14 protein-coding genes are annotated in these 12,297 nt (G+C 68.4%); 4 read left to right on the top strand and 10 right to left on the bottom strand.

What is annotated here, in order from left to right; all coding sequences use genetic code 11:
• Positions 1-7 precede the first annotated feature (7 nt).
• The 10 genes from EV650_RS35785 to EV650_RS40560 all read right to left on the bottom strand — a co-directional run bounded on the left by EV650_RS35785 (position 8) and on the right by EV650_RS40560 (position 9,313).
• Entirely contained in the window at positions 8-1,054 is a 1,047-nt protein-coding gene (locus EV650_RS35785; protein ID WP_202875216.1) for a pyridoxal-phosphate dependent enzyme, read from the bottom strand.
• Positions 1,051-2,583: an ABC transporter ATP-binding protein gene (locus EV650_RS35790; protein ID WP_134123574.1), complete on the bottom strand. Its 1,533-nt coding sequence runs from the start codon at positions 2,581-2,583 to the stop codon at positions 1,051-1,053. The genes EV650_RS35785 and EV650_RS35790 overlap by 4 nt, the downstream gene beginning before the upstream one ends.
• On the bottom strand, positions 2,580-3,323 hold the full coding sequence (locus EV650_RS35795; protein ID WP_238174691.1) for an ABC transporter permease: 744 nt from the start codon (positions 3,321-3,323) through the stop codon (positions 2,580-2,582). The genes EV650_RS35790 and EV650_RS35795 overlap by 4 nt, the downstream gene beginning before the upstream one ends.
• A gap of 110 nt (positions 3,324-3,433) precedes the next feature.
• The gene (locus EV650_RS35800) at positions 3,434-4,372 is read right to left on the bottom strand and encodes an ABC transporter permease (RefSeq protein ID WP_134123576.1); all 939 of its coding nucleotides are present in this window, start codon (positions 4,370-4,372) and stop codon (positions 3,434-3,436) included.
• Positions 4,373-5,809, bottom strand: coding sequence for an ABC transporter substrate-binding protein (locus EV650_RS35805; RefSeq protein WP_238174692.1), 1,437 nt, complete (start codon positions 5,807-5,809; stop codon positions 4,373-4,375).
• A gap of 208 nt (positions 5,810-6,017) precedes the next feature.
• Positions 6,018-6,500, bottom strand: coding sequence for a MarR family winged helix-turn-helix transcriptional regulator (locus tag EV650_RS35810; RefSeq protein ID WP_134123578.1), 483 nt, complete (start codon positions 6,498-6,500; stop codon positions 6,018-6,020).
• A gap of 42 nt (positions 6,501-6,542) precedes the next feature.
• Positions 6,543-7,532 carry a CopD family protein gene (locus EV650_RS35815; RefSeq protein ID WP_238174693.1) on the bottom strand — a complete coding sequence of 330 codons (990 nt, stop codon included), beginning with the start codon at positions 7,530-7,532 and terminating at the stop codon, positions 6,543-6,545.
• Positions 7,529-8,038, bottom strand: coding sequence for a copper resistance CopC family protein (locus EV650_RS35820; protein WP_238174694.1), 510 nt, complete (start codon positions 8,036-8,038; stop codon positions 7,529-7,531). Before EV650_RS35820 ends, EV650_RS35815 begins: the two co-directional genes overlap by 4 nt.
• A gap of 2 nt (positions 8,039-8,040) precedes the next feature.
• Positions 8,041-8,730, bottom strand: coding sequence for a YcnI family copper-binding membrane protein (locus tag EV650_RS35825; RefSeq protein ID WP_134123579.1), 690 nt, complete (start codon positions 8,728-8,730; stop codon positions 8,041-8,043).
• Positions 8,731-8,779: 49 nt separating this feature from the next.
• A complete protein-coding gene (locus EV650_RS40560; RefSeq protein ID WP_166678390.1) occupies positions 8,780-9,313 on the bottom strand; it encodes a hypothetical protein in 534 nt (177 codons plus the stop codon).
• Between the two features lie 116 nt (positions 9,314-9,429).
• Between EV650_RS40560 and EV650_RS40565 the strand changes: the two genes are divergently transcribed.
• Genes EV650_RS40565 through EV650_RS35845 form a run of 4 tightly spaced genes read left to right on the top strand, consistent with a single transcriptional unit; the run spans position 9,430 to position 12,280 of the window.
• Positions 9,430-9,954: a SigE family RNA polymerase sigma factor gene (locus EV650_RS40565; protein ID WP_166678391.1), complete on the top strand. Its 525-nt coding sequence runs from the start codon at positions 9,430-9,432 to the stop codon at positions 9,952-9,954.
• Position 9,955: 1 nt separating this feature from the next.
• Positions 9,956-10,717 carry a hypothetical protein gene (locus EV650_RS35835; protein ID WP_134123581.1) on the top strand — a complete coding sequence of 254 codons (762 nt, stop codon included), beginning with the start codon at positions 9,956-9,958 and terminating at the stop codon, positions 10,715-10,717.
• Positions 10,718-10,737: 20 nt separating this feature from the next.
• A complete protein-coding gene (locus EV650_RS35840) occupies positions 10,738-11,574 on the top strand; it encodes an ROK family protein (protein WP_134123582.1) in 837 nt (278 codons plus the stop codon).
• 31 nt (positions 11,575-11,605) lie between these two features.
• The gene (locus tag EV650_RS35845) at positions 11,606-12,280 is read left to right on the top strand and encodes a pentapeptide repeat-containing protein (RefSeq protein WP_134123583.1); all 675 of its coding nucleotides are present in this window, start codon (positions 11,606-11,608) and stop codon (positions 12,278-12,280) included.
• The last annotated feature ends 17 nt before the right edge of the window (positions 12,281-12,297 follow it).

Genomic DNA, 12,297 nt, shown 5'->3' on the forward strand with positions numbered 1-12,297 from the left:
TCTCACCTTAATGCGACGGGGTCGCAGATGGAAACTCCGCACGCCGAGTTTCGGCCGACTCCCGCCGGTCCCACGACATCGCCGACCACGGCACCGCGAGCTCGGCCAGCGAGTCGATCTCGCGCGGCCGCATCGACGCCATCGGCCGCGCCTCGGCATACCGGGCAAAAGCGGACTCGACGTACCGCGTCCCGGTGTCGGCCGCCAGGAACACGTGCTTGCGACCGCGGTCGCAGCTGTGCTCCCACAACGCGGACAGGTACGCCGCTCCCGCCGACAGCCCGGCGAACACCCCAGACGTCCGGAGCAGATCCACCGCCGCCGACATCGCGTAGTCGAACGAGACCCAGTGCAACCGGTCGTACAACTCGTGCCGCACGTTGCGGAACTCGATCGAGCTCCCGATCCCGGCAATGATCATGTCCGGATCCTGCGTGTGCCCGGCCCCGAACGTGACACTCCCGAACGGCTGCACCCCGACCAGATTCACGTCCCGCCCGCGTTCCCGCAGGTACGCCGCGATCGCGCCGGTCGACGCGCCTGTCCCCACCCCACCGACCAGGCAGAGCGGTCCGTCCGGCACCACCTCCGCCACGAGGTCCGCGACGGCGCGATACCCGAGGTAGTGGATGTCGTCGTGATACTGCTGCATCCAGTGGTACGTCGGGTTGTCGCGCAGGATCTCGCCGATCCGCCGTACCCGGAGGTTCTGGTCGAGCTGCAGGTTGTTCGACGACGGCACCTGCTCGACGGTCGCGCCGAGGATCTCGAGCTGGATCTTCAGGGTCCGGTCGACGGTGGTCGAACCAACGATGTGGCACTTCATCCCGTACCGGTGGCAGGCGAGCGCCAGCGCGTGCGCGTAGATCCCGCTCGAGCTGTCGATCAGCGTGTCGCCGCGCTCGACCCGCCCGGTCTCGAGCAGGTGGCGTACGGCGCCGAGAGCGGAGTACACCTTCATCGTTTCGAACCGCAGGCAGATCAGATCGTCCCCCACCCGGATCGGGTCGGGGTCCTTGATGGCCTCCGCCAGGTGGTCGTGCAGTCGCGTCATCGGCGCGGTTCGCTCCTTGGGTCAATGGTTAGCACGGGCGGAGATTCGGGGTTGCCGATTCGGGCGGCGGTGACGAGTCGGCGGGTCAGGTCGTGGTGCGGTTCGGTCGTGAGGGTCGCGGGCGGGCCTTGCTCGACCACGCGGCCGGCGTCGAGGACCATGACCTCGTCCGCGACGGCCGCGACCAGGCCGAGATCATGACCGATCCAGATCAGCGCCGTACCGCGGTTCTTCAGCTCGGTCAGGAGGTCCAGGACGAGCGCCGTACCGTGGTCGTCGAGGGCGGTGGTGATCTCGTCGCAGATGAGTACGTCGGGGTTGGCGAGGGCGGCTCGGGCCAGGGCAGCGCGTTGGAGTTCGCCGCCGGAGAGCCGGCTCGGCGGGCGGGCGGCGGTGATCGCGGCGACGCCTAGGCGGGCCAGGGTGGCGACGGCCTCGGCGTGAGCCTGGTCGGAGGTGAGTCCGCGGAGGCGTTGCGCCGTACGGGCGACTTGACGGTCGACGGAACGGCGTTCGTCGAAGGAGCCGCGGGCCTCCTGCCAGACGTACTGGACGCGGCGGGTCTGCTCGCTGGTGCGGTTGCGGAGTACTGGGAGTGGTTCGTTGTCGAGAAGGATGCGGCCGGTGTGGCGCTCGTGCAGGCCGGCGAGGCAGCGGGCCAGGGTGGTCTTGCCGCTGCCGGAGCGGCCGACGACTCCGAGGCAGGCGCCGGCGCGAACGGCGAGGACGACGTCGCGCAGGACGACGTCGCGCCCCCGCGGCCGCAGCGAGGCTGACAGGCTCATTGCCTCTAGCAACGGTTGCCCGGCCGCGGAGGTTCCCGTGCTGGGTAGGTCGGGCGACGACGGGAGTACGTCGATACCGCCGGAGTCGATCACGCGACCGGCGTCGAGTACGACGACTCGGGTTGCGAGGGCTCGGACCAGGTCGAGATCGTGACTGAGCAACAAGATTCCCAGGCCGGCTGCGGTCAGGTCGCGTAGCTCGTTCATCAACTGCCAGCGGGTGATCGAGTCCAGGCCAGTGCTCGGTTCGTCCAGGACCAGAACCTTCGGGCGGCAGGTCAGCGCCTGGGCCAACGCGACGCGTTGCCGTTGGCCGCCGGAGAACTGATGCGGGAACCTCTTCAGGGTCGCGCCGGGTAGCTGCGCGGCTCGGATGGCTTCGTCGACCACACCGCCGTGCAGCTTTGCGAGCTCGCGCAGGGTCGTTCCGATCCGGCGCGCGGGGTTGAGCGCGCTGCCCGGATGCTGCGGCATGTAGGCCACTACACGCCCCCGCACCGCGGCGGCCTCTCCAGTCACTCCGTTGCTATCAACAACTACCCGACTGTCGACCTCGACCCGTCCCCCGAGCCGCACGCCGTCGCCGTGCTCGCCCAACAACGCCAGCGCCGACGTCGTCTTCCCGGATCCCGACGCTCCGACGAGCGCGGTCACCTCCCCTTCGACGACCTCGAAGGACACTCCGTCCACGAGAATCGATGACCCGGCGGTTGCCGCCAGCTTGTCCACCCGCACCAAGGTCATGCGACCACCAGCGACCTGTGAACCAGACGGTCGGCGAGGAGGTTGAATCCGAGCGTGAACGAGACGAGGAGGATCGCCGGCGCCAGCACGGACCACGGCTGAAGCAGCAACCCTTCGCGATTGCGAGAGACGGAGACCGCCCAGTCCGGTGCGGTCGGGCTCAGCCCCAGCCCGAGGAAGTTCACTGACGCGACGAGAAACACCGCCAGCGTGATCCGGGTCCCGAGATCCGCCGCGACCGGTCCGAGCACAGACCGTCCGATGTAACCGACCTGGATCGTGAACCACGACTCTCGCTGCATCCGCAACGCCTCGACCACCGGCCCGCTCGCCGCATCGAGCGCCGCCGCTCGCACCAGCCGGGCGACAGTCGGCACGTTCACCATCGCTACGGCGACCGTGATCGCGACCGCCGACGCCTGCCATCCGACGGCGACCACGCTGATCACGAGCAAGGACGGCAACGGCAGCAGTACGTCGAGGGGCCGCATCAGCCCCTCGTCCAACCACCGATGCCGCGTCGACGCCGCCACCAGTCCGATCAACCCACCCACGACGTACGCCAACACCACCGCCCCGAACGCCATCCCCAACGCGGTCCGCCCACCAACCAGCAGCAGCCCGAACACGTCCCGCCCCAACCCATCCGTCCCCAACGAACCCTCCGGCGAGTACGGCAGCCCTGGACGCGCGTCGTACGGCACCAGCGGCCCGAGAACCGCGAGAAGCAACGGCGCCACAACCAACACCACGGACACGCCCACTGCGATCCGTCCACCAACTGCAGAACGGCGAAGGAGGCGAGGGCGAAGCCCCGACCAGCGGGCGGGACAACCCTCGTCGTCGCAGGTCATCGGAGGAGGGCCGTTCGCGGGACAAGCCGGTTGCAGACGAGGTCCGCGGCCAGGTTGATCAGCAGCGCGGCAACCGCGAGGACGAGGGTCAGGCCTTGTACTGCAGTGATATCGCGGGTCTCTACTCCGTCGACGAGAGCTGTTGCGAAGCCGGGGATGGCGAAGATGGCTTCTACTACGAGGACTCCGCCGAGGAGCGTGTCGCCCGTGCGGGCCAGCTCCTGGACTCCTGGTACGGCGGCGTTCGGGAGGACGTGACGGAGGAGAAGCTGTCTTCGAGGGATCCCGAGCCGGCGCGCCTGGACGACGTACTCCGCATGAAGAGCGTTGATGGTGCCGGCTCGGACCTGGCGGGACAGCAGGCAGACCGTCCGCCCGAACAGGACAGCAACCGGCAGGACCAACAACGCCGGGCTGGCCAGAAGGTTGCCGCCGACCCAGGTCGCGGGCAGCCAACCGAGCCGCAGCGAGAAGATCGCGACCAGCACGACCGCGATCACGAAGTCCGGGATCGCTGACAACGCCAGCGTGATCGACGTGATCACGCGATCGATCCGGCCGTTCTCACGAGTGCCCATCACGATGCCCAGGGCAACGGCCAGCGGCACCACCACAGCGAGCGTCGCCACAGTGAGCACCAACGTCGCGCCGATCGAGTTCCGCACGATGTCGACCACCGGTCCCCCGCTGATCAGCGACGTACCCAGGTCGCCCCTCAGCACGTTCCCCAGCCAGTGCACGAATCGCTCCGGCGCCGGCTGATCCAGCCCGAGCTCACCCCGCAACCGCGCGACCTGATCCGGCGTCAGCGTCTCGGTGAACCGCAACTCGGCCGCATCACCCGGCAGCAACGACGTCAGCACGAATACGAGCACTGAGAGCACAGCCAGCTGGACGACCGCGAGCAGCGCCCGCTGGACGGCGTACGACCGCATTCAGGCCAGCCACACCTTGTCGAACCGGCCCTGGTCCAACGTGTTCGGCGGCACCGCCTGCACCCCCTGCACCTTGGCCGACACCGCGACCAGGTAGTCGGGCAGTCCCCAGGCAAGGATCCCGCCCTCGTCCCGCAACGTCTTCTGCAGTACGCCGTACCGCTCGGATCGCTCGCTCTCGGACGTCACCGCCCGCGCCGCCGCGAACCCCGCGTCGAACGCCGGCCGCCGCCAATGCGTCACGTTGAACGGCGACTGCGACAGCAACCGATCGGTGATGTACTGCGGGATCGGCATCGCGCCGGACCGATGGTTGCCAATAGCACCCTTCGTCAGCAGGTCCTTCGCGTACGTCTGCGGACTCCCGGTCGTCACCTTCAACCGCACCCCCGCCTCCCCGACCTGCTCCGCGAACAACGTCGCCGCCTCGACGAACCCAGCCGACGCGTCCGCGGTGAAGATCTCGACCTCCCTTCCCACCAGCCCGGCCTTGGTCAGCAACGACTTCGCCCGATCGACATCTCGCTCACGAGCCGGCAGGTCGGTCGGATAGTACTGATATCCCTTACCAAAAAGGTCGTTCCCGACCTCACCACGTCCCGCGAGTACGACGTCCACCAACCGCTGCCGGTCTGCGAGCAGCTTGAACGCGAGCCGCACGTCGGGGTTGTCGAACGGCGCCTGATCGACCTTCATCACGAACGCCTGCATCGTGCTGGCCTTCGCCGCGACCACCCGAACACTCTGCCCGGCCGTCCGTGCAAACGTCGCGGTCATGTCATTGGCGTACTCCGCTTGCCCACCCTGTACTGCGTTCGCCCGAGCCTCGGACTCGGCCGACAGGATCTGCAACTCCTCGATCCGAGCAGGCTCATCCCAATAGTCGTCGTACCGCGACGCCACCATCGAGCGACCCGCCTCGAAGGAGACGGACCGAAACGCACCGGTGCCAACGGGTTTGTCCGGATCCTTGAACCCATTCCGGACGATCTGCGTGCCGATTCCGGCGAGCAGCGCGGGGAACTCCGCGTTCGGCGCGGTCAGCACCAGCTCGACCGTGGTCGCGTTGATCGCCCTGCTCCGCTTGAGATCCAGCGTCGCGAGCGACGACTGCGCGACCCGCTCCGGTACGGCGGGATCCACGATCCGGGCGAGGCTGAACAGCACGTCCTCCGGGACCAGCCGGGCGCCGTCATGAAAGGTTGCGTCCCGCAACGAGAACCGCCAGGTCGTCGCCGTACCGTCGTGCTCCCACTTCGACGCCAGCCGCGGCACCGGCTTCAGATCCGGCCCGAGCTCAACGAGCTTCTCGTAGATCGCCTTGTGCCGCGCGATATCCACGAACAGGCTCTGCACGTGCGGGTCGATCACTTCCTTCGCCCCACCACCGGCGTACACGGCCCGCAACCGCCCACCCTGCTTGGGCTGCGCGGCCACACCCCCATCCGTCCCACACCCAGTCGCCACGGCCAGCCCGACAGCGCCGGCCACCCCTAGGAACCCACGCCTACCCAACGCCTCGACCACGCGCCACATCCTCACCTTAGTGAAAACGATTGTCAAATCCAGCGCGCATCCGAACAAGACGCCATCATTCTTTCCGGCGTACCTGCCTATCGCTCTCCGTGACGGCGTGTCACCGCATCTAGTCGTCGCAGTCTGGGGTGGCGCAGGTGTCGGGGAGGTCTGCGGCGATGCGGTCCAAGAGGGTGGTCAGCTGAGCCTGCTCGTCAGGAGACAGGCGGTTGAAGAAGTAGGTGCGGACCGCGTCGACGTGGTCGGGGGCGGCGGATTCGATGGCTTTGCGACCGAGGGGGGTCAGGCGGACCATCGAGCCGCGGGCGTCGTCGGTGCATTCTTCGCGGCAGACCAGGCCGCGTTTCTCCATCCGGCTGACCTGGTGGGACAGGCGGCTGCGTTCCCAGCCGACGGAGCGGCCGAGATCGCGGGTGCGGAGTACGCCGTCCTCCGCCTCGGACAGCGGGTGCAGGAGGGAGTAGTCGGCGCCGGAAAGGCCCGAATTGCTGATCATTCGCGCCTCGAGCGCGCGCATCAGCTCCAGGTGCGTGTCGCGGTACGACTGCCAGAGTCGCGCCTCACGCTCGTCGAGCCACCGCGGATCCGTCATCTATCTAGTGTACGGACATCTGATGACATGTCATCGAGTCCGTCAGGGTGTGCGCGACAGGGCAACCGCGAGGCCGATCGTGCCGGCCATCACCAGCAGTTCGAGTACGGCGAGTTGCCGGAACGCGACCGGATCGCCGGTCGCCAGCCGTGGAAGCGTGCTCTGACGGTGCTGCCGGCCGATGAAGACCAAGGTCGCGAACGCCAGCGTCTTCCCGAGCACCAGAGCGCCGTACCCGGTTGTCACCCATTGCGTGATCAGACCCCAGCCGCCGTCGCGGCCGTCGAGGTGGATCTCGGCGGTGAGCAGTCCGGTGATCCCCATCGTCGCCGCGCAGACCAGGGCGAGCATGCTGAACAGTTCGACGGACTGACGCGACCGCGCATACCGCAGTACGGCGCCAAGACCGCCCACCCAAACCGTCGCCGCGACGACATGCACGACCAGTGACGTAGTCGCGAGGACGGACCAGAGATTCGTGCGATCGATGGCGCCATGACCGGTCAACAGCGGTCCGATCAGGGCAGCGATCGTGAGTACGCCTGCCACGCGGGCTCCGCGCCGAGTCTTGACCCCGCTGAGCACAACGGCGAGTACTGCGCTCAGCACGACCGCCGCCGCAAGTGCACGCACCTGGGTGAGCTGGCCGGCCGGCGTCGCGTGCTCGGCCAGGTGTGAGAGCGGGATGCCGAGGATGACGGTCGCGGTCGCGATCAGTCCGCCGATACTCGCCACCGCCCAGATCCCCGCGGCCATCGCCGCATCCTGACAGGCCCGCAGAGCCGTGGCACCGAGCTTGCCCTCAGGCGCCGGAAGGAACAGTACGACGGCGAGCACCGCCCCACCCGTCACGACTGCGGCCCCGTCGGCGACGATCCGCAGTACCGGAACCGCCCAGGACACACCGAGCCCGGCGCCGAGCAGTCCGGCCGGCGCCCGCTTCGGAGCCCCGCCGCCGGCGAACAGCGCCAGCACCATCACAACGATGCCGGCGGCAACCATTCCCGGGATGATCCAACGGGTACGAGTCATGAGGCCGGACGGCGGCGGACGATGACGATCGCGAGCGCCACCACCACCAGCATCACCAGGCACATCGCCACGATCGTGACGACGTTGGAGTTGCTGTCCTGCGCCGCCGCCGGGGTGCCGGCCGGACCGGTCGCGGGGTGGCCGGCATGGGTGACCGTGAAGGACCCGGTGATCGTGATCGGGTGACCGTCGGCCGAGACGACCCGAGCCTCGATCGTGTACTTCCCGGCCTCGATCATCGCGCCGACCGGCTGGGTGACCGTGTTGTCGACGACCTGGACGTCACCGTTCGCGACGTTCGTACCGCTCGGCGCCTTCACCTGCACCTGGGTGCCGTTGGACCCGATCGGCTCGTTGAAGGTCAGGATCACCTTCGTCGGGGGCGCGGCCATCGACGAACCGTCCACCGGCGTCATCGACTCGAGTTTGGCGTGCGCCGCCGCCACGCCGGTGGAAACCACCAGCGTGAACAGCGACGCCACCAAAATTGCGATCAATCTCCGCACGACTACTTATTCTCCACGGGAGCCATAGCGGTGCGACGCGGCCGCAGCCCGAAGGCCAGACCGATCAGGCCGACCAGCAGACCGCCACCGCCGAGCCACCGCGCCAGCGAGTCGGTGGTCCCCTCGGACGTCGTGGCCGCGACCGGTGTGATCGCGGCAGCCAGCTTCAGCGTCGGCGCCGGGTGTTCGGGCTCGGCCGCGCCGTCCTTGGCGACGTCGGCCCACTTCACCACCTCGCCGTCGCTGTACGTCTGGACCGCCGGGAAGCTCAACGAATCCACGTTGTCCGGCAGCCTGCCGACCGACAACGAGAACTCGTCGAAGTCGTTCGGTGGAATGCCGCCCGCGGTCGCGGTCCAGGTGACCGTGGTGATCGCCTTGGTCAGCGTGACGTCGCCGACCTTGACCGTCGCCGGCAGCTTCTCCTCCTTCTTCTCCAGCTTCCAACCGTCCTTCGGCTGCGCAGCTACCGACGCGAACGGGTGGTCCGTGGGCAGCGAGACGACCAGCTTGGTGGTGCTGGTGTTGTCGGACTCGGTCGGCACGCGGAACACCAGCTTGGCGTACCCGCCGGGCTTGGCGTCCGGCGACGACACCGTGACGTGGGCCGACGCCGAGCTCGCGGCGCCGATCACCACCAGCGCGGACGCCGCGACGATCGCGGCGGCGCGCAGTATGAATCTCCTGGGCATGAGAGAACCTTTCAAGGCATACGAGTAATCCGGCGCCGTGGGCGCCGGTTCAGACAGCTGGGATCACTCGTACGCCGGGAGGTCCACGGCGCGACACGTTCGAGTCGAGCCACGACCGGACCAGCCGCGGCGGGGACGACGGCGCCGGTACGACGGAGGTCCGCACCGGGACAGGACGCAGTACCGGCAGCTGGGGAAGCAGCCGGGCGAACACCTTCTGGACCCGATAGACCCACCGATGCGCGCGACTGACCGCGAGGACACCTGCCAGCAACACGCTCAGGTGCGCGGCGGTCATCATCAGGCTGCCGCCGATGCCCGGCGACATCGCCATACCGTCATGCATGCTGGCGGAGTCCAACGTCACGTGCACGAACAACTGCACCGCCGCCAGCACGAGTGCCGTCAGCAACCGCTCGCCGGCCAGGTACTCCCCCAGTAGCCAGCAGACCCCGGCCAACGCCGCCAGCGGAGGTACGACGCCAAGCGGAACGGACCCGCCCCCGACGAGCGCATGACCGACTACCGCCACCGCGACGCTCAGCGCCGCGACCACGGACGTCGTCCTGCTCTCCGTCGGCATGCCAGTCCCCTCGCTCCAGTCACTCTACGGACAAGACCGCAGACTGGTTCCCTCCGTGGTGCAACCTGTGGACGTTCCCACCACGTTTGACTCGGCATGACTGGGGAGTGCATCGGGTGAGACCTGAGACCGAGCAGGACTACGTCGAGTTCGTCACGCACCAGGCCAACGCTCTGTGCCGGACCGCTTACTTACTGTGCGGAGACTGGCGCCGAGCCGAGGACGCGACCCAGGAAGCCCTGATCCGGATGTACCGGATCTGGAGCCGGATCCAGCGCAAGGGCGCGATCGGCGCCTACGCACGGAAGGTCGTGGTCTCGACCACGCTGGACGCACTCCGCCGGAAGTCCAGCCAGGAGGTCGTCGGTGGCGACGAGTACTTCGCCAACGAGACCGACCGCTCCGACCCACTCGCCCTGCTCGAGGACCGGATCGTGATCATCAAGGCGCTCGCCACCTTGCCACCCCGGCAGCGGGCCTGCGTCGTACTGCGGTACTTCGACGAGCTGTCCGTCGAGGAGACCGCGATCGCCCTCGACTGCCGGCCCGGGACGGTGAAGAGCCAGACGCTGCGTGCTCTGGAGAAGCTACGAACTCATCCCGCCCTCGCCGAGCTGTCCGATCTGGTTGTGAGGGGCTGAGATGACTACTGAACTAAAGACCCTGATGGACCAGGCCGTCGAGCGCCCGACCACGTTCACGCCCGACGCGGCGGCACTGGTTGCCACCGGACGACACCGGACGCGGGTCCGCCGAGCCGTGATGTCCGCCGCGACTGCGGCAACTGCGGTGGTCGCGGTCCTGCTGATAGGCCACCTCAGTCCCACCCGGACCGCGCCGCAGCCGGCGACAGTCCCTCGGCCGGCCGCGATCACCGATCTGTGCGCGAAGTCCGATGACTTCTTCCGGACCGCGAACGACGACGCGTGGCGCCGGCAGGTGGTCGGTAGCTGGACCGACAAGGTCGTCGAGGTGACCGACCCCGATGGCTCGATGACGGTACGGCGCTCGCCGGACGGATCGCAGTACGCGTACTGCGTGGCCGGCGTACCGATCCGGGGCCAGGCCCTGGGTGGATTCGGTGCGACGCTGATCAACGTCGGCATCGTCACGCGCCCGTACCAGATCCAGCGGTACTGGAGCATGGCGTACGGCGACACTCCGGTCGACCGGAACTCCCAGACCGGCGGCTACGGCGTCCGGTACAGCTACGCGGGCCGGGTGCCGGAGGGAGTCACCCGGATCGCGTTCTCGGGGCTCGGCCAACACGCGGACGCCACGATCAAGGACGGCTTCTGGGTGCACCGCGTGTACACCGCCAACATCCTGACCGGGAACACCGACCCGATCTACATCACCATGTACGACGCTGCCGGGAAGCAGGTGTTCAAGGAGCGGTACTGACGTGCTGCGATGATGTGCGGATGGACGTAGCGGTGCTGGAGATCGGGGGGAGTCACGTCACGGCGGCCGTGGTGGCTCCCGGCAGTTGGGACGTGACCGAGGTGGACCGGGCGAAACTCGAGTCCCAGGAGCCGGCCGCGGCGGTGGTCGAGCAGCTCGCGGACGCGGCCCGGAAGTTGCCGCTGGCAAGCGGTCTGGCGATAGCGCTGCCCGGGCCGTTCGACTTCGCCACCGGCGTGGCCTGGTACCGCGGGCAGGGCAAGTTCGACCAGCTGTACGGCTTCAACCTCGGCGCCGCGTTGGGTGCCGAGCTCGGGATCGACCGGCTCCTGTTCATGAACGACGCGGAGGCGTTCACGGTCGGAGAGTGGACGGCGGGCGAGGTCCGCGGGGTCGAGCGCTGCGTCGGCGTCACGATCGGCACCGGCATCGGTACGGCGTTCCTCGCCGACGGACGGGTGGTCCGCGAGGGCGACACCGTGCCGCCGGGCGGTGAGCTCTACAAGACGTCGTACGCCGGGAAGCCGTTGGAGGACTCGATCTCCGCGCGGGCGATCCTCCGCCGGTACGCCGAGCAGACCGGGACTGAAGCGCCCGGAGTGAAGGAGATCGCGGACCAGGCCCGGGCCGGCGACACGGCTGCGCAGGAGGTCCTGACGGCGTCGTTCACCGACCTGGCCGCGGCCCTCGAGCCTTGGTTGGACCGCTTCGGCGTAACGAAAACAGTCCTCGGCGGCTCTATCTCCGGCGCGTTCGACCTGGTCACCACGGTCTTCGACATCCCCGTCGCCGCCACCAAGGACACCGAGCACTCCGCCCTGATCGGCGCCGCCGCCCACTACCTCCGCTCCCACTGACCTGTCGGCGGCTGCCGATACCGTGCAGCTCATGAAGATCGCCGTACCGCGTCTGCGCGCCCAGCTCGAGTCTGCGTCGCCGTCGGTGGATGACATCGACGACGAGGAGCGGTTGCTCGATCTCGCGCTGGAGGACGTGGATCTGAGCGATCTGGAGGCCGAGCACCTCGAGATCAGCGGGTGCCGGCTGACCCGGTGCAAGCTGGCCGGCTCCGATCTGGAGAAGCTGATCCTGGTCGACACCGAGCTGGCCCAGTGCGATCTCGCGAACGCCCGCTGGTCCGACGCGGCGCTGACCCGGGTCGCGATCACGGCGTCCCGGATGATCGGGTTCGCCGCCTCGGGGGCGAGTTTCCAGCACGCGACGATCCGGGACACCGTGCTCGACTTCGGATCGTTCCGGTTCGCGAAGTTCCTGAAGGTCGAGTTCGCCGACTGCCGGCTGCAGAACGCGGACTTCGTCTCCGCCGACCTGACCGGGTCGGTGTTCCGGCGCTGCGATCTGTCCGGGGTGGAGTTCTCCCAGGTGAAGGCGGCCAAGGCGGTGTTCGTGGACTGCACCTGGGACGGCGCGAAGGGACTGAGCTCGCTGGCCGGCGCGACCGTCGCCGCCTCGTCCCCGATCGACACATTGGCCTTCACCAGCGCCGTCACCGTCGCGACCGGCATCACCCTGGCCCATCCCGACGACCTCGACGGAGCGTGACCCTGCCCACGCGGCAC

Origin of the sequence: Kribbella kalugense, assembly GCF_004365875.1 — a bacterium.
In the GTDB taxonomy this organism is placed as follows: Bacteria; Actinomycetota; Actinomycetes; order Propionibacteriales; family Kribbellaceae; genus Kribbella; species Kribbella kalugense.